Source organism: Enterobacter cloacae complex sp. P1B, assembly GCF_014982345.1.
GTDB classification, from domain to species: Bacteria; Pseudomonadota; Gammaproteobacteria; order Enterobacterales; family Enterobacteriaceae; genus Enterobacter; species Enterobacter bugandensis.
Map to the genome: position 1 here is coordinate 93,611 of NZ_JADCLF010000006.1, position 16,457 is coordinate 110,067.

The window sequence follows — 16,457 nt, forward strand, 5'->3', positions numbered from 1 at the left end:
AGATACTTCACGGAATTGAGGATTTGATGCGGCTTTGTTGCCGGGTGGCGGCTACGCCTTACCCGGCCTACGAAACTATTTAAGAAGCGTTGCCCAGTGTTCAACCCACGGGTTCGACTCGCTTTCGGGTTCAGGATGCTCACCGGCATCAATCAACAGCATCTCGCCGACGCGCTGGGCGCTCTGTTCCTGAAGAAGCGCATCGAACTGCTTGCCGCCGCCGCAGAAGTTGGCGTAAGAGCTATCGCCGAGGGCAATAATGCCGTAGTGAACGTCCGGCTGGTAGCCAAGCCGATCTTTAATGCCCTGGAAAAGCGGCACGATACTGTCCGGGAGATCGCCCTGACCGGTGGTGGAGGTCACTACCAGAATGTATTTATCTTTATACTTTTCCCAGTCCGCCAGTTCCGGGTCTTCATAGACCGTGGCTTTATGGCCCTGGCTTGTCAAAATCGCCTCAGCCTCTTCCGCTACCAGCAGCGAGTTGCCATACATCGTGCCGACAAAAATGCCTACTTCAGCCATGCTTTGCTCCCGTAATTATTGCGCTTACCGTTCATCCTGAACGTTGCCTGATACAAACTCAACCCTTTCATTTTCGGGGAGTTGTCCCCGCCAGCCAAACTGTGACAACGCCTGCATCCAGACGTCGTCCAGCCCGGCACGAATAATCAGTGCTTCACCGGTAAACGGGTGAGTCAGGCTAAGCTCGCTGGCGTGAAGCATCAGTCTGTTACAGCCAAAATGCTCTGCCGCGCTGCGGTTCTGGCGCAGATCGCCGTGCTTGCTGTCGCCAATAATCGGGTGGCGCAGGTGCGCAAGATGACGGCGAAGCTGGTGCTTGCGTCCGGTTTTGGGCAAAAGCTCAACCAGGCTGTAGCGTGTGGTGGGGAATTTGCTGGTTGCTACCGGCATTTCCGTTGTCGCCATGCCGCGATAATCCGTCACCGCGGGCTGCGGGCCTTTGTCATCGCGGGCAAATTTATCGGCGATTTTGTCCAGCTCCTCCACCAGCGGATAGTCCAGCGTGGCGGATTCGGTCAGCCAGCCACGAACGATCGCGTGGTAGCGCTTCTGGATCTGGTGCTGTTCGAACTGCTGCGCCAGCAGGTGGCCCGCCTCGCTGGAAAGCCCCATCAGCAGCACGCCGGAAGTCGGTCTGTCGAGGCGGTGCGCGGTAAACACATGCTGACCAATCTGGTCGCGCACGGTTTGCATCACCACCACTTTCTCATCGCGATCCAGCCAGCTGCGGTGCACCAGCCAGCCAGACGGTTTATTCACCGCCACCAGCCACTCGTCCTGATAGAGGATTTCCAGCGTCATGCCTCTTCACCGGCAAACAGGGCGTCCAGTTTTTCCAGCTCAACCAGCATCACATCGCGCGCAGGGTGCGTCGCCTCAAGCGCCATTTCATAGTAGGGAGAAACGGCGAACGCCTGCGGCAAAGGGTGGCCGCCTTCCAGCAGCGCGTGCATGCGCGGAATTAATACCCACTGGAGCCACTCGAACGGTGCCAGCGTATCCAGGCAGAATGGCTGGGTACTGGCAAACGCTTCCGGATTCGGCGCGGTCTCCTGCCACAGCTGATGCTGGCGCAAAAGGGCTTCGATGGCGTGCAACTGAGCACGAACGCTATCGTGTTGCGTCATAGTAACCTCAACTGAAAAAGTGAACGGCGCGCAGCATAGCATTGCGGAAGACAGAAATAAAAAAGGGAGCACTGTAAAAACAGTGCTCCCGGTTCGTTTCGCAGCATTCCAGCTACAATTCGTGCTCCCTGCTCTTCCGTGACAACTTTTCCTGATGCCCGAAGGCCTGGTCATCCTTATACCTTTTGCATCCTGCACACATCTTCCTGACGTGTTTGTTTCATCCTGAAACGTCCTGGCCTTCCTGACCCACCGACCATCCTGTTCGGTTCTCGTTCTCCTTCCTGGAGGTGTCCCTTACGCGTCCTGCGTTATCCTTTTGCTTCATCCTGAAGCCTTCCTGCAGCGCCATCCTGACGTGTCCTGAGTAAGAAACGCCATCATCCTGATGTTCGTTTCTCGTGTCGGCGTCCTGTCGACGGAGATAGAATCCGCTATTCCGCTTCGTCTTACAACCCACCCTTGCAGCACTGTAAGCCGTAAGAAATCCCTAAAAAAGATGCGATGAACAACTAATTCTTTGAAAAACAGAGTGATATTAATCTGAATTAAATAAGGCAATACTGAATGATCCAGCGATCTCTCACAAACCTTGTAAGAGATCTCTCACACGCGTCGTAGCATCATGGATTACAGAAGTGGCTCAAGCCGGGTAAGGAAATCCGCAAGAGAGGGGGCGAGCGTTTCGCGATTGCGGGTACCGATGGTCTCTTTAATCACTTCCCCGGACAGGTTGCAGACGGATATCACATCCAGTTCGCTGTCCAGCGTGGCAATAAAGAGCGTCGGAGAAAGCTTAAGGCGTTTTTGCGTGACCAGATGACCAATCAGGTTTTCCTGAACACGCTGCAGATCGTCTTCGCTCCAGGTCTGCAACAGCGTCAGCGTCAAATCACCCAAGCGCGCGGGCATATCCCCTGCAAACTGCGTGGCATAAAACGCGTGAACCGCTGGTTGTACCACAAGGTCCATAGCCCGTTCAACCGCATTTACATTTTGCTCAGCGGTATTGGGCTTCGGCTGCCAGATAACATAGTCATCCTGCGAAGAGATAATGCACGGCGACGGCACGCCATATAAATCAGCGCTTTGCGGCCATGTTCCGTGCTTTTCATGCCACGCGTTGCAATAGCGGGTTGTGAAGGTAGTAAGGGCATTTGCAGTTTCGATGTCCACCGATTTCTCTCTTCTTGTAAGACAGGATAAACTCTGCCCATAAGTGTACCTGTAAAGTGGCTATGAAACATGTCTTACGAAAATCATCAGGCGTTAACCGGCCTAACGCTGGGTAAATCGACCGATTACCGCGATACCTACGATGCAAGCCTGCTGCAGGGCGTGCCGCGCAGCCTGAACCGCGATCCTCTTGGACTGCATGCGGACGCATTGCCGTTTGTCGGCGGCGATATCTGGACGCTGTACGAACTCTCCTGGCTTAACGCGCGCGGTCTGCCACAGGTGGCCGTGGGCCACGTTGAGCTGGACTATGCCAGCGTGAATCTGGTCGAGTCCAAAAGCTTTAAGCTCTATCTCAACAGCTTCAACCAGACCCGATTCAACAGCTGGGACGAGGTTCAGCAAACGCTGGAGCGGGATTTAGCCGCCTGCGCGCAGGGGAACGTGTCCGTCTCGTTATACCGCCTGCACGAGCTGGAAGGACAGCCCATCGCCCACTTCCACGGAACCTGCATCGACGAGCAGGACATCGAGGTGGAGAATTATGAATTCAGCGCCGATTACCTCGAAAACGCGGCGAGCGGAAAAGTGGTTGAAGAGACGCTCGTCAGCCATTTGCTGAAGTCCAACTGCTTGATTACCCACCAGCCGGACTGGGGTTCGGTGCAGATCCAGTACCGCGGCCCGAAAATTGACCGGGAGAAACTGCTGCGCTATCTGGTGTCGTTCCGCCATCACAACGAATTTCACGAGCAGTGCGTGGAGCGTATTTTTAACGATATTCAGCGTTTCTGCCAGCCGGAGAAACTGAGCGTTTATGCACGCTATACCCGCCGTGGCGGGCTGGACATTAACCCGTGGCGCACCAACACCGATTTTGTGCCAGCAACGGGCCGGCTGGTGCGTCAATAATATAAATATTTTCACAATATGCGTGCGGTATTCCGCCGAAGTGTTGTGAAACGTCACGCGCCAGGGCTATTGTAATCAAAGGGAATGACGATAATCGTCCCATAAGGAGCTCACTTGATTACACATATTAGCCCGCTTGGCTCAATGGATATGTTGTCGCAGCTGGAAGTGGACATGCTTAAACGCACGGCCAGCAGCGATCTTTATCAACTGTTTCGTAACTGTTCACTTGCCGTACTGAACTCCGGAAGCCTGACAGATAACAGTAAAGAACTGCTGTCCCGCTTCGAAAGCTTTGATATTAACGTGCTGCGCCGCGAGCGTGGCGTGAAACTGGAAGTGATCAACCCGCCGGAAGAGGCCTTTGTCGACGGACGTATCATTCGTTCCCTTCAGGCCAACCTGTTTGCCGTCCTGCGCGACATCCTGTTTGTTAACGGGCAGATTCACAACGCGGGCCGCTTCCAGCATCTCGACCTGGAAAGCTCCGTTCATATCACCAACCTGGTGTTCTCTATTCTGCGCAACGCCCGCGCCCTGCACGTTGGCGAAGCACCAAACATGGTCGTCTGCTGGGGCGGCCACTCGATTAACGAAACCGAATATCTCTATGCCCGTCGGGTCGGAACGCAGCTTGGCCTGCGCGAGCTGAATATCTGTACCGGCTGTGGTCCGGGTGCAATGGAAGCACCAATGAAAGGTGCAGCCGTGGGTCATGCGCAGCAGCGTTACAAAGAGGGGCGGTTTATCGGCATGACCGAGCCGTCAATCATCGCCGCTGAGCCGCCTAACCCGCTGGTCAATGAGCTGATTATCATGCCGGATATCGAGAAGCGTCTTGAGGCGTTTGTTCGTATCGCTCACGGGATTATCATCTTCCCGGGCGGCGTGGGAACGGCGGAAGAGCTGCTCTATCTGCTGGGGATTCTGATGAACCCGGCCAACAAAGATCAGGTTCTGCCACTGATCCTGACCGGCCCGAAAGAGAGCGCCGACTACTTCCGCGTGCTGGACGAGTTTATCGTGCATACGCTGGGAGAAGCCGCGCGTCGTCACTATCGCATCATCATTGATGATGCGGCGGAAGTGGCGCGCCAGATGAAAAAAGCGATGCCGCTGGTGAAAGAGAATCGTCGTGATACCGGTGATGCGTACAGCTTTAACTGGTCAATCCGCATTGCGCCTGACCTGCAGATCCCGTTCGAGCCGACCCATGAAAATATGGCGAACCTGAAACTCTACCCGGACCAGCCGGTGGAAGTGCTGGCCGCCGACCTGCGTCGCGCCTTCTCCGGGATTGTGGCGGGCAACGTGAAGGAGATGGGCATCCGCGCGATTGAGCAGTATGGTCCGTACAAGATCCACGGCGACCCGGAGATGATGCGCCGTATGGACGACATGCTTCAGGGCTTTGTGGCTCAACACCGCATGAAGTTGCCGGGTTCAGCCTACATTCCGTGCTACGAAATCTGCACGTAACGCTCAGTTTCTTCTCCTCAAAGCCGGGGCACCCTGTAGCGGATCCCGGCTTTTTTATTAACGAATCAATTCATAGGCCTCACTTATAACTTTAACAAACTTACGGCGAACGCAATCGATTACCTCCATTTAACAACCGTAATTTATCAGCCTTAAACTAAATTACCCGCAAGAAAATCCTAAAAACCCATATCTTTACAGCGGAAGACACCTATATTGCGGGCCACTCTTTTAGCCCACATGTCGTTGGTGGTAGCCTTCGCGCCCGTAAATTCTATTTGATGTTTTTTTAACAGATAAATGGTCTAAAGATGCCCACATCATAAGTGGATTATTGCATTTGGGATCGCGATCACTGATAGATTCATAACGAGAATGTATCTTTCCGCCCGCCAATAGTTACGGGCGAAAATTATTAAAAAACCGTCACTGAACGAATTTCATATTACCGTCAGGCACTTTTTCATCGGATTTGACTAAAAACCTGACAATTTGCTTCCTCCAGGAGATACAGATGGAAACCACTCAAACCAGCACCGTTGCTTCGATTGAATCCCGAAGTGGTTGGCGCAAAACGGATACCATGTGGATGCTGGGCCTTTACGGCACGGCAATCGGCGCTGGTGTACTGTTCCTTCCTATCAACGCAGGCGTCGGCGGTCTGATTCCGCTGATCATCATGGCCATCATCGCCTTCCCGATGACCTACTTCGCACACCGCGGTCTGACCCGCTTCGTGCTGTCCGGTAAAAACCCGGGCGAAGACATCACCGAAGTGGTTGAAGAACATTTCGGCGTTGGCGCAGGTAAACTGATTACCCTGCTCTACTTCTTCGCGATTTACCCAATCCTGCTCGTCTACAGCGTGGCGATCACCAACACCGTTGAAAGCTTCATGACGCACCAGCTGCACATGACGCCGCCACCGCGTGCCATTCTGTCTCTGATCCTGATCGTCGGCATGATGACCATCGTGCGCTTCGGCGAGCAGATGATTGTTAAGGCCATGAGCGTGCTGGTCTTCCCGTTTGTGGCTGCGCTGATGCTGCTGGCCTGCTACCTGATCCCACAGTGGAACGGTGCAGCGCTGGAAACCCTGTCCCTGAGCAGCGCGTCTGCAACCGGTAACGGCCTGCTGATGACCCTGTGGCTGGCGATCCCGGTAATGGTCTTCTCCTTCAACCACTCCCCAATCATCTCCTCTTTCGCCGTGGCGAAACGCGAAGAGTACGGTAATGGTGCAGAGAAGAAGTGCTCCAGCATCCTGGCCCGCGCTCACGTGATGATGGTGCTGACCGTGATGTTCTTCGTCTTCAGCTGCGTACTGAGCCTCTCCCCGGCGGACCTGGCGGCAGCGAAAGAACAGAACATCTCTATTCTGTCTTACCTGGCGAACCACTTTAACGCACCGCTGATTGCGTGGATGGCACCGATCATCGCGATGATCGCCATCACCAAATCCTTCCTGGGCCACTACCTGGGCGCGCGTGAAGGCTTCAACGGTATGGTGATTAAATCTCTGCGCGGTAAAGGCAAGAGCATTGAAATCAACAAGCTGAACAAAATCACTGCACTGTTCATGCTGCTCACCACCTGGGCGGTAGCGACCCTGAACCCAAGCATCCTGGGCATGATTGAAACCCTGGGTGGCCCGGTTATCGCGATGATTCTGTTCCTGATGCCGATGTACGCGATTCAGAAAGTGCCTGCCATGCGCAAGTACAGCGGCCAGGTCAGCAACGTGTTTGTGGTTATCATGGGCCTTATCGCTATCTCTGCGATCTTCTACTCCCTGTACACCATGTTCTGATGAACGCCCGCGCCGCCTTCGGGCGGCGCACTCCTCCCCCTCTGACTGAAAGCAATGGACGCATCATGATTAGCGTATTCGATATTTTCAAAATCGGTATTGGTCCTTCCAGCTCTCACACCGTCGGACCAATGAAAGCCGGTAAGCAGTTCACGGATGACTTGATTGCACGCGGCATTCTGCACGACATCACCCGCGTGGTTGTCGATGTGTACGGCTCGCTTTCCCTGACCGGGAAAGGCCACCATACCGATATCGCCATTATCATGGGCCTGGCGGGAAATCTGCCGGATACCGTTGATATTGACGCGATCCCTGGCTTCATCCAGGACGTGAACACCCACGGTCGTTTGCTGCTGGCAAACGGTGAGCATGAGGTTGAATTCCCGGTTGACCACTGCATGAATTTCCATGCGGACAACCTGTCGCTGCACGAAAACGGCATGCGCATTACCGCGCTGGCCGGCGACAAAGCGGTTTACAGCCAGACGTATTACTCCATCGGCGGCGGCTTTATCGTCGACGAAGACCACTTTGGTCAAACCACCACCTCTTCTGTTGAGGTGCCGTATCCGTACAAAACCGCGGCGGATCTCCAGCGCCACTGCCAGGAGACGGGGCTTTCCCTCTCTGGCCTGATGATGAAAAACGAGCTGGCCCTTCACAGCAAAGAGGAGCTGGAACAGCACTTCGCTAGCGTCTGGGAAGTGATGCGCGGCGGCATTGAGCGCGGGATCACCACCGAAGGCGTTCTGCCGGGCAAGCTTCGCGTACCGCGTCGTGCGGCGGCGCTGCGTCGTATGCTGGTGAGCACCGACAAAACGACAACGGACCCGATGGCCGTCGTCGACTGGATCAACATGTTCGCCCTGGCGGTGAACGAAGAGAACGCCGCAGGGGGCCGCGTCGTCACGGCGCCAACCAACGGTGCCTGCGGTATCGTTCCGGCCGTGCTGGCGTACTACGACAAGTTTATCCGTGAAGTGAACGCTAACTCCCTGGCGCGCTACCTGCTGGTCGCCAGCGCGATTGGTTCTCTGTACAAGATGAACGCCTCCATTTCCGGTGCGGAAGTAGGCTGTCAGGGCGAAGTCGGCGTGGCATGCTCCATGGCGGCGGCGGGCCTGGCGGAACTGTTGGGCGCAAGCCCGGCGCAGGTCTGCATCGCTGCGGAAATCGGCATGGAACATAACCTGGGGCTAACCTGCGATCCGGTTGCCGGACAGGTACAGGTGCCGTGCATCGAGCGTAACGCCATCGCCTCCGTCAAAGCGGTGAACGCGGCGCGTATGGCGCTGCGCCGCACCAGTGAGCCGCGCGTCTGTCTCGATAAAGTTATCGAAACCATGTACGAAACCGGTAAAGATATGAACGCCAAATACCGCGAAACCTCTCGCGGCGGCCTGGCGATGAAGATCGTAACCTGCGATTAAGCCTCTCAGGAAGCCTCGTTTTGCGAGGCTTCTTCCTGTTTTCCCTCACGCTATTCGTTTCATCCTGCCGACAGTGATACCCTTTACCCATTAGATTTAAGGGAGAATATCTGTGGCTGTTCATTTGCTTATCGTCGACGCGCTCAATCTGATTCGCCGAATCCATGCGGTACAAGGCACGCCCTGCAAGGACACCTGCCTGCACGCGCTGGAGCAGCTTATTCGCCACAGCGAGCCGACGCACGTCGTGGCCGTGTTTGATGACGAAGCGCGCAACAGCGGCTGGCGACATCAGCGCCTGCCCGACTACAAGGCTGGACGCGCGCCGATGCCGGACGATCTCCATGCCGAAATGCCCGCTCTGCGTGCCGCCTTTGAGCAGCGTGGCGTCCCCTGCTGGGGTGCACAGGGCAATGAAGCCGACGATCTCGCGGCCACCCTGGCCGTAAAAGTGGCAAGTGCCGGGCATCAGGCCACTATCGTTTCAACTGACAAAGGCTACTGCCAGCTGCTCTCCCCAACTATCCGCATTCGCGACTATTTTCAAAAACGCTGGCTGGACGCGCCGTTTATTGCCAGCGAGTTCGGCGTCTTGCCTGAGCAACTGCCGGATTATTGGGGTCTGGCAGGCATCAGCAGCTCTAAGGTTCCGGGTGTCGCCGGTATTGGACCAAAGAGCGCCGCCCAGTTGCTGACCGATTTTCAGAGTCTGGAAGGGATTTACGCCCGTCTGGATGAGGTGCCTGAAAAGTGGCGCAAGAAGCTGGAGGCGCATAAAGAGATGGCGTTTATCTGCCGCGAGGTGGCGACGCTACAGACAGATTTACAGCTGGACGGGAATTTACAGCAGTTGCGGTTAGAACGTTAAAACGTCAACACCGTTTTGTAGGCCCGGTAAGCGCAGCGTCACCGGGCAAAACAAAGCACGCACTATCGCTCGTCGCGACGTCCGCCTACAGCCGCCCACCAGCGACGAATGTGTACCGTCACCTCTTCGCGGTCGTGGTACAACTGACGCGCCTGGATCTCCACGTTAATACCGTGCTCATCCAGCTGTGCCTGAATATAGGCCAGGTTCTGGGATACCTCCTCGTAGCGCTTTTTCATCGGCAGCTTGAGGTTGAAAATGGTCTCACGGCACCAGCCGTTCACCAGCCAGGAGGCCATCAGCGCGGCCACTTTCGCCGGCTTCTCCACCATGTCGCACACCATCCACGAGATGTTGTTGCGGGTTGGGCGATAGCGGAAACCGTCTTCTCGCAGCCAGGTGACCTGCCCTGTGTCCATCAGGCTTTGCGCCATTGGACCGTTATCCACAGACGACACCCACATGTTGCGTTTCACCAGCTGATAGGTCCAGCCGCCCGGGCACGCGCCAAGGTCGACGGCATACATGCCGTTAGCCAGACGCTCGTCCCACTCATCTGCCGGGATAAAGACGTGAAACGCCTCTTCCAGCTTCAGGGTTGAACGGCTCGGCGCATCTGCCGGGAACTTCAGGCGCGGGATGCCCATAAAGAATGGCGAATTGTTATTGGTGTACGAATAGCCCGCATAGCAGCAGCCCGGTGCGATAAAGAAGATATGCACCACCGGACGCTTCGGCGTTTCGTAGTTTGTCAGTATGCCCGCGTCACGCAGCGCTGCGCGCAGCGGCACGGTGAACTTACGGCAAAACTTCATCAGCTCTTTGCTTTCGTTGGTATCGGCAACCTCAACGCGCAGGTCGCCGCCCTTCTCCACCACGCCCTGCAGCATTCCCACAATCGGCGTGATGCGATCTTCCGGCGGAAGATCTTTCAGCAACTCACCCGCGACGAACATCTGGCGGGCGAAGATCAGCGAGCTGAACGGCAGCTCGCGCGCCAGCTTATCGGCGTCTTCAGGCTGATAACATTCGAATACCACATAGCCCGCATTTTCTTTTACGCGAGCAAAGCCGAAGACTTCGCGCTTCGCCGCTTTATCGGTAATTTCCGCGGCGCACTCTTTCTCAAACCCCGGGCGACAATATAAAACAACCTTATTCATGAACAACGCCCTTGCGTTTCAGACGGATAGCTCCGATAAACATTAATACCCAACCCGCCAGGAAGCTCACGCCGCCGACAGGTGTAACAAACGCCCATAGGCGCAAATGCGAGAGGGCCAGACAATAAAGGCTGCCGCTAAACAGCACGGTACCCAGCGCCATAAATACGCTACTCCAGTAAAACCAGATGCTTATCCGGCGCTGCATCGCTACCGCCAGCCCAAAAATAGCCAGCGTATGAAACGCCTGGTATTCAAGGCCGGTCTGGATCCAGCCCATCTCGACGGCGCCCAAAGACTTGCTCAATACGTGCGCGCCAAAGGCGCCCAGTGCAACAAAAATAAAGCCACTCACCGCGGCAAAAATCAGCATGAATCGGCTGGTCATGTTTAAGTCCTGAATTAATGCGTGCCCGGCACACAAACGTTATTGTTCATACCTGAAGCGGAATTTTTCTTGCTCGCTTGCCGCTTTCGCCAGTATCCACTGCCGGAAGGCGGCTATTTTACCCAGTTCTGCCTGACTGTCATGACAAACCAGATAAAATGCATTCTTGCTGACCAGTACATCATTAAAAGGGCAAACCAGACGGCCTGCCTCAATTTCGGACTGCGCCATCACGTTGTTCGCCAACGCCACGCCTTGTCCGTGAATGGCAGCCTGTAGCACCATCGCACTATGGCTAAAAATGGGGCCCTGCTGCACGTTTATATGACTAAGACCTAATTGACGGGTATAAGTTTGCCAGTCGCGGCGAGAGGCATCATGTAAAAGCGTATGCTGCGCCAGGTCAGCGGGTGTTTTCAGCGCCTTGTCGCCTGTTAAAAGCAGAGGCGAACAGACCGGCAGCAGATATTCTGCGTATAATTTCTCGACACGCAAGCCCGGCCAGTTGCCGCGACCATAAAAAATGGCGACATCCACATCATCGGCCAGCTTGTCTTCCTGACGATCCACCGCCTGGATTCGAACGTCGATCCCCGGATAAGCTGAGTTAAAGCTTGAGAGTCTAGGCACCAGCCACTGAATGGCAAAACTGGGCAATAAACTAACAGTCAGGGCACCTTTTGCACTACGGGCCTGCAGCTTACGCGTGGCTTCCGTGAGCTGGGAAAAAATCTCTTTAATATCCTGAAAATAGCTCTGCCCCTCTTCGGTCAACAGCAAGGAACGATTGCGTCGGCGGAACAGCTTAAGGCCCAGGAAATCCTCCAGGGACTTGATTTGGTGACTTACTGCGGCCTGTGTCACAAAAAGCTCATCTGCCGCACGGGTGAAGCTCAGGTGACGTGCTGCTGCATCAAAAACGCGTAATGCATTAAGGGGTGGCAATCGCTTTGACATGGTTATCTGGCTTAGATGTTAACGGAATTTAACAAACAGGAAACAACGTTTAACCTATTAGTTTTTTTTATCTGAGCCATTATAATTTGTCCGTTGAGGAACTACCAGCAAATACCTATAGTGGCGGCACTTCCTGAGCCGGAACGAAGAGCTTTTTTCGGAATGCGTGTTCTGAAGGGCTTTTGGCTTACGGTTGTGATGTTGTGTTGTTGTGTTTGCAATTGGTCTGCGATTCAGACCACGGTAGCAACGCTACCAATTTTTCACTTCCTGTACATTTACCCTGTCTGTCCATAGTGATTAATGTAGCACCGCCAATTTGCGGTGCTTTTTTTTCGCCTGCGATCGGTTAATGCTCGATCTCTTTCATCTCTTTCACGTCCGTGCGGTTGATCTGCTGCTTGTTCCCGTTAGCATCTTTGTACGAAATCATCCCGGTATCGTTATCGGTAGTCGGTTTCCCTTCCGAAACGATAGAACGACCATCGTTTGTGTGCATCACGTAGTTGTTACCAGAACAGGCGCTCAGGGCAAAAGTAAACGCACAGGCAGAAATGATTGCAGCTGTCTTATTCATGATTATTCTCCTTTAGCAATTAATGCTATTCAAACCTCGATTTATAACAGGCTAAAACATCCGCCTAACACTATTTAGCATAACCTGCTTTTTCGAGGTCGCCAGGATAAGCAGACAAATCTGATAGATATCAACCTCCTTGCCCTGCCGCTGAAATTGCGCGACGATCTCTCTATCGACACGAGGAATTCCATGAACGCTTTCAGTCCTGCGCAGTTTCGCGCACAGTTTCCGGCGCTGGCCGATGCCGGTATTTATCTTGATAGCGCCGCCACGGCCCTGAAGCCCAAGGCGGTGATCGAGGCCACGCAGCAGTTCTACAGCCTGAGCGCCGGCAACGTACATCGCAGCCAGTTTGCCGAAGCGCAGCGCCTGACCGCGCGCTATGAAGCCGCACGCGATCAGGTTGCACGCCTGATCAATGCCGAAAGCGGAAAAAACATCGTCTGGACGCGCGGTACGACTGAAGCCATCAATATGGTGGCCCAGTGCTATGCCCGCCCGCTGCTGCAGCCAGGGGACGAAATCATTGTCAGCGAAGCAGAGCATCACGCTAACCTGGTGCCGTGGCTGATGGTGGCTGAGCAAACGGGCGCGCGCGTTATTAAGCTCCCGTTGAGTGCAGACTTTCTGCCTGACGTGGCCCGTCTCCCTGAGCTGATTACCCCCCGCAGCCGTATTCTGGCGCTGGGGCAGATGTCCAACGTCACCGGCGGCTGTCCAGATCTGGCTCGCGCCATTGAGATTGCCCATGCCAGCGGCGTGGTGGTGATGGTCGACGGTGCTCAGGGCGTGGTTCATTTCCCCGCTGATGTGCAGGCGCTGGATATCGACTTCTACGCCTTCTCCGGGCACAAACTCTACGGGCCAACCGGGATTGGCGCGCTGTACGGTAAACCGGAACTGCTGGCAAAAATGACGCCGTGGCTCGGCGGCGGCAAAATGATTACCGAAGTGACCTTCGACGGTTTTAAAACGCAGGAGGTGCCTTACCGTCTGGAAGCGGGCACGCCGAACGTGGCCGGGGTCATCGGCCTCAGCGCCGCACTTGAATGGCTGGCGGAAACGGACGCGGTTCAGGCGGAAAGCTGGAGCCGAGGGCTGGCGACGCTGGCTGAGGAAGAACTGAAAAAACGCCCGGGTTTCCGCTCGTTCCGCGTTCAGGATTCCAGCCTGCTCGCCTTTGATTTTGCTGGCGTGCATCATAGCGATATGGTGACGCTGCTGGCCGGATACGGCATTGCCCTGCGCGCAGGACAGCACTGCGCCCAGCCGCTGCTGGCGGCGCTCGGCGTCAGCGGTACGCTGCGCGCCTCGTTTGCGCCCTATAATACCCAAAGCGATGTCGACGCGCTGGTTAGTGCCGTTGACCGCGCCCTTGAAATACTGGTGGATTAATGACTAGCGCTGCTTTAGCCGGACATCCGTTTGGCACGGTCATCACTGAAGAGACCTTAAAACAGACCTTCGCCCCGCTCCAGCAGTGGGAAGATAAATATCGTCAGCTGATCCTGCTGGGTAAACAGCTCCCAGCTCTTTCCGACGATCTTAAAGCGCAGGCGAAAGAGATTGCGGGCTGTGAAAACCGCGTCTGGCTGGGCGTGAGCGTCTCCGGCGAGAAGCTGCATTTCTTCGGCGACAGCGAAGGGCGCATCGTCCGGGGCCTGCTGGCGGTCCTGTTAACCGCCATTGAGGGGAAAAGCGCGGCGGAATTGTTAACGCACTCGCCGCTGGCGCTGTTCGACGAGCTGGGGCTGCGCGCACAGCTTAGCGCCTCGCGCGGTCAGGGCCTGATCGCGCTCAGCGACGCGGTGCTGGACGCAGCACGTCAGGCTCAGGCCTGACGTTCCGCCTTCGCCATCATCTTCTTCAGGGCGTGAGAGACCGCCACAAAGCCAAAAGAGGCGGTTACCATGGTGGCCGCCCCAAAGCCTGACGCGCAGTCCATGCGTTTTGGCCCTTCCGCCGTGCTTTTCATCGCACAAACTGAACCATCCGCCTGCGGGTAGACCAGCGCTTCGGTGGAGAACACGCAGTCGACGCCCAGCTTGCCCTTGCTGTTCTTCACCACATTGAAGTCGCTCTTCAGGCGTTCACGCAGCTTGGCAGCCAGCGGATCCTGAATGGTTTTCGCCAGATCGGCAACCTGGATCTGCGTGGGATCGATTTGCCCGCCCGCGCCGCCGGTCGTGACCAGCGGCACCTTGTAACGACGGCAGTATGCGATCAGCGCCGCTTTAGGCCGCACGCTGTCGATGGCATCAATCACATAGCTGTAGCCTTTGCTCATGTACTCCGCGACGTTATCTGCCGTCACAAAGTCGTCGATCACCGTCACCCGACACTCCGGATTGATGAGGCGAATGCGCTCCGCCATCACCTCGGACTTCGCCAGGCCGACGTTATCACGCAGGGCGTGGATCTGACGGTTAGTGTTGGTCACACAAACGTCATCCATATCAATCAGCGTGATTGCGCCAATCCCGGTTCTCGCCAGCGCTTCCGCCGCCCAGGAGCCGACACCGCCAATGCCCACGACGCAGACGTGCGCATCCGCAAACAGCTGCAGGGCTTTTTCACCATAGAGACGTGCCGTGCCGCCAAAACGCTGGCGCCAGGCATCGCTGATTACCACAGACATAAAACCTCAGATGTAAAAAGGGTGAGGTTTTCCTCACCCTGAACAGTAATCCGTATTGCGCTCAGAATACCACAATCAGCCGCTGAATACGTTTCCGGTGCCCGGCGCGGCCTTCAGCACCCATACGCGTCCGTAGTGGTTATACCAGCCTGCACGGTGACCGGCATCCGGGCCAATGCCCTGATAGATATCAAAGTGCTGTCCCTTAATCGCTCCGCCCACATCCAGGGCTACCATCAGACGCAGCTCATATTTGCCGTTGAACTTGCCGTTGTTGTCGAGCAGAGGGACTTCCGCCAGCAGCGTGGTACCCGCAGGAATGATAGAACGATCCGATGCCACCGACGCGCGGCCAATCAGCGGCACGGCGCTGGCCCCTTTCACCGGGGCGAAGTTTTGCGGCTTGAAGAAGACGAACGATGGGTTCTGCTCCAGCAGCTCGCGTACCTCGGCTTCACTGTGCTTTTCGCCCCACTCGCGGATCGCCTGCATCGACATATCTTCTTTTTTCACTTCGCCGCGGTCAATCAGCACCTTACCGATGCTGCGGTAGGCATGGCCGTTTTTCCCGGCATAGCTGAAGAAGTTAAGCGGTGAACCGTCGCCAAAATCAATGTAGCCGCTGCCCTGCACGTCCATGATGAAATTATCCATCAGGGAGTTGCTGTAGGCCAGGACGTAGTTTTCGCTCAGCGCACCGGCGTAGATTTCGGCACGGGACGGCAGACGGCCGCGTTTTGGCGGCATACGGTAGATAGGGTACTGGAACTCGCCCTGGCGCGTGTGTCGCGCCTGAACCACGGGCGTGTAATAGCCGGTGAACTGGACGTTGCCGTAGTTATCCGCCCCTTCCATTTGCCAGGCATCAATACCAAACTGGCGCATGTTGCGCGTATCGCCGCCCGCCTTCAGCCAGTCCTGTACCGCGCTATAAACATTGTTCTGTGAGCTATACAGACGCGGCGACGCATTGCGGATCTGGTAGACCTGCTCGGAGAAATCACCGGCGTTGATCGGCGCGCCAACGGCGTCAGGCTGATTAACTAAAGAGAAAGGCTGGGATAACTTCCCGTCTTTATACTGCTGACCGCGATCGGTCGGTTTGGAAGAACAGGCCGCAAGAATCGCTACCATTGCGCCCGCCATCAGATACTTCGCCCAACGTCCTTTCATTATATCTCGTCTTTAAGTTGCCCATTTCCGCGTGATGAAGATAACAAACCGACAAAGCGAATGAAATGCGATCGCATGCCCTTTGGCAAATTCAGAGCAAAAAACAGTCTAAATGTCGCAATGCCGTTCACTTTACATACAAAGTTAATGATTTATGTGAAAAAGGGGTTGCATCACAAACCTATCCGAGTATAGTGCGCTTCCACGGACGCGGGGTGGAGCAGCCTG

Annotated in this window: 17 protein-coding genes; 7 read left to right on the forward strand and 10 right to left on the reverse strand. The window is 55.5% G+C overall.

What is annotated here, in order from left to right; genetic code table 11:
* Positions 1-75 precede the first annotated feature (75 nt).
* The 4 genes from INF77_RS05115 to syd all read right to left on the reverse strand — a co-directional run bounded on the left by INF77_RS05115 (position 76) and on the right by syd (position 2,828).
* Positions 76-525: a flavodoxin gene (locus tag INF77_RS05115; protein ID WP_028014263.1), complete on the reverse strand. Its 450-nt coding sequence runs from the start codon at positions 523-525 to the stop codon at positions 76-78.
* Between the two features lie 24 nt (positions 526-549).
* Positions 550-1,326, reverse strand: a complete 777-nt coding sequence (truC, locus tag INF77_RS05120) for a tRNA pseudouridine(65) synthase TruC (RefSeq protein WP_193532045.1) — start codon at positions 1,324-1,326, stop codon at positions 550-552.
* A complete protein-coding gene (locus INF77_RS05125) occupies positions 1,323-1,652 on the reverse strand; it encodes a YqcC family protein (RefSeq protein ID WP_028014265.1) in 330 nt (109 codons plus the stop codon). The genes truC and INF77_RS05125 overlap by 4 nt, the downstream gene beginning before the upstream one ends.
* 630 nt (positions 1,653-2,282) lie before the next feature.
* On the reverse strand, positions 2,283-2,828 hold the full coding sequence (syd, locus tag INF77_RS05130) for a SecY-interacting protein (protein WP_150144998.1): 546 nt from the start codon (positions 2,826-2,828) through the stop codon (positions 2,283-2,285).
* 69 nt (positions 2,829-2,897) lie between these two features.
* On the opposite strand from syd, the gene queF reads away from it, so the two are divergent.
* From queF to xni, 5 genes are all read left to right on the forward strand, one after another.
* The gene (gene queF, locus INF77_RS05135; RefSeq protein WP_028014267.1) at positions 2,898-3,740 is read left to right on the forward strand and encodes an NADPH-dependent 7-cyano-7-deazaguanine reductase QueF; all 843 of its coding nucleotides are present in this window, start codon (positions 2,898-2,900) and stop codon (positions 3,738-3,740) included.
* A gap of 114 nt (positions 3,741-3,854) precedes the next feature.
* Positions 3,855-5,219 (forward strand): nucleotide 5'-monophosphate nucleosidase PpnN, encoded by a 1,365-nt coding sequence (gene ppnN / locus INF77_RS05140; RefSeq protein ID WP_023309027.1) that lies wholly within the window; start codon positions 3,855-3,857, stop codon positions 5,217-5,219.
* 514 nt (positions 5,220-5,733) lie between these two features.
* Positions 5,734-7,029, forward strand: coding sequence for an HAAAP family serine/threonine permease (locus INF77_RS05145; RefSeq protein WP_028014268.1), 1,296 nt, complete (start codon positions 5,734-5,736; stop codon positions 7,027-7,029).
* 65 nt (positions 7,030-7,094) lie between these two features.
* A complete protein-coding gene (gene sdaB / locus INF77_RS05150; RefSeq protein ID WP_028014269.1) occupies positions 7,095-8,462 on the forward strand; it encodes an L-serine ammonia-lyase II in 1,368 nt (455 codons plus the stop codon).
* A gap of 112 nt (positions 8,463-8,574) precedes the next feature.
* A complete protein-coding gene (gene xni, locus INF77_RS05155; RefSeq protein ID WP_028014270.1) occupies positions 8,575-9,330 on the forward strand; it encodes a flap endonuclease Xni in 756 nt (251 codons plus the stop codon).
* A gap of 62 nt (positions 9,331-9,392) precedes the next feature.
* On the opposite strand, the gene rlmM is transcribed toward xni, so the two are convergent.
* The 4 genes from rlmM to INF77_RS05175 all read right to left on the reverse strand — a co-directional run bounded on the left by rlmM (position 9,393) and on the right by INF77_RS05175 (position 12,415).
* Positions 9,393-10,493 (reverse strand): 23S rRNA (cytidine(2498)-2'-O)-methyltransferase RlmM, encoded by a 1,101-nt coding sequence (rlmM, locus tag INF77_RS05160; RefSeq protein WP_028014271.1) that lies wholly within the window; start codon positions 10,491-10,493, stop codon positions 9,393-9,395.
* Positions 10,486-10,881 carry a DUF423 domain-containing protein gene (locus tag INF77_RS05165; protein ID WP_028014272.1) on the reverse strand — a complete coding sequence of 132 codons (396 nt, stop codon included), beginning with the start codon at positions 10,879-10,881 and terminating at the stop codon, positions 10,486-10,488. The genes rlmM and INF77_RS05165 overlap by 8 nt, the downstream gene beginning before the upstream one ends.
* Before the next feature lie 39 nt (positions 10,882-10,920).
* Positions 10,921-11,838: a glycine cleavage system transcriptional regulator GcvA gene (gene gcvA / locus INF77_RS05170; protein ID WP_014885066.1), complete on the reverse strand. Its 918-nt coding sequence runs from the start codon at positions 11,836-11,838 to the stop codon at positions 10,921-10,923.
* 349 nt (positions 11,839-12,187) lie between these two features.
* Positions 12,188-12,415 (reverse strand): YgdI/YgdR family lipoprotein, encoded by a 228-nt coding sequence (locus INF77_RS05175; RefSeq protein WP_008499648.1) that lies wholly within the window; start codon positions 12,413-12,415, stop codon positions 12,188-12,190.
* Between the two features lie 192 nt (positions 12,416-12,607).
* Between INF77_RS05175 and csdA the strand changes: the two genes are divergently transcribed.
* Positions 12,608-13,813 (forward strand): cysteine desulfurase CsdA, encoded by a 1,206-nt coding sequence (csdA, locus tag INF77_RS05180; protein WP_126817252.1) that lies wholly within the window; start codon positions 12,608-12,610, stop codon positions 13,811-13,813.
* The gene (gene csdE / locus INF77_RS05185; protein ID WP_047364461.1) at positions 13,813-14,259 is read left to right on the forward strand and encodes a cysteine desulfurase sulfur acceptor subunit CsdE; all 447 of its coding nucleotides are present in this window, start codon (positions 13,813-13,815) and stop codon (positions 14,257-14,259) included. The genes csdA and csdE overlap by 1 nt, the downstream gene beginning before the upstream one ends.
* Here the strand turns inward: csdE and tcdA are convergent.
* Positions 14,250-15,056: a tRNA cyclic N6-threonylcarbamoyladenosine(37) synthase TcdA gene (tcdA, locus tag INF77_RS05190; RefSeq protein WP_006811804.1), complete on the reverse strand. Its 807-nt coding sequence runs from the start codon at positions 15,054-15,056 to the stop codon at positions 14,250-14,252. The genes csdE and tcdA overlap by 10 nt on opposite strands.
* A gap of 75 nt (positions 15,057-15,131) precedes the next feature.
* Positions 15,132-16,229 carry a murein transglycosylase A gene (gene mltA, locus INF77_RS05195; protein ID WP_028014275.1) on the reverse strand — a complete coding sequence of 366 codons (1,098 nt, stop codon included), beginning with the start codon at positions 16,227-16,229 and terminating at the stop codon, positions 15,132-15,134.
* Between the last annotated feature and the right edge of the window lie 228 nt (positions 16,230-16,457).

Excerpts from the sequence above, each read along its gene's own strand:
- mltA (WP_028014275.1), bottom strand. The coding sequence starts at position 16,229 with ATGAAAGGACGTTGGGCGAAGTATCTGATGGCGGGCGCAATGGTAGCG.
- INF77_RS05145 (WP_028014268.1), top strand. The coding sequence starts at position 5,734 with ATGGAAACCACTCAAACCAGCACCGTTGCTTCGATTGAATCCCGAAGT.
- truC (WP_193532045.1), bottom strand. The coding sequence starts at position 1,326 with ATGACGCTGGAAATCCTCTATCAGGACGAGTGGCTGGTGGCGGTGAAT.
- tcdA (WP_006811804.1), bottom strand. The coding sequence starts at position 15,056 with ATGTCTGTGGTAATCAGCGATGCCTGGCGCCAGCGTTTTGGCGGCACG.
- csdA (WP_126817252.1), top strand. The coding sequence starts at position 12,608 with ATGAACGCTTTCAGTCCTGCGCAGTTTCGCGCACAGTTTCCGGCGCTG.
- INF77_RS05175 (WP_008499648.1), bottom strand. The coding sequence starts at position 12,415 with ATGAATAAGACAGCTGCAATCATTTCTGCCTGTGCGTTTACTTTTGCC.
- INF77_RS05125 (WP_028014265.1), bottom strand. The coding sequence starts at position 1,652 with ATGACGCAACACGATAGCGTTCGTGCTCAGTTGCACGCCATCGAAGCC.
- sdaB (WP_028014269.1), top strand. The coding sequence starts at position 7,095 with ATGATTAGCGTATTCGATATTTTCAAAATCGGTATTGGTCCTTCCAGC.
- INF77_RS05165 (WP_028014272.1), bottom strand. The coding sequence starts at position 10,881 with ATGACCAGCCGATTCATGCTGATTTTTGCCGCGGTGAGTGGCTTTATT.
- csdE (WP_047364461.1), top strand. The coding sequence starts at position 13,813 with ATGACTAGCGCTGCTTTAGCCGGACATCCGTTTGGCACGGTCATCACT.
- queF (WP_028014267.1), top strand. The coding sequence starts at position 2,898 with ATGTCTTACGAAAATCATCAGGCGTTAACCGGCCTAACGCTGGGTAAA.
- rlmM (WP_028014271.1), bottom strand. The coding sequence starts at position 10,493 with ATGAATAAGGTTGTTTTATATTGTCGCCCGGGGTTTGAGAAAGAGTGC.
- gcvA (WP_014885066.1), bottom strand. The coding sequence starts at position 11,838 with ATGTCAAAGCGATTGCCACCCCTTAATGCATTACGCGTTTTTGATGCA.
- INF77_RS05115 (WP_028014263.1), bottom strand. The coding sequence starts at position 525 with ATGGCTGAAGTAGGCATTTTTGTCGGCACGATGTATGGCAACTCGCTG.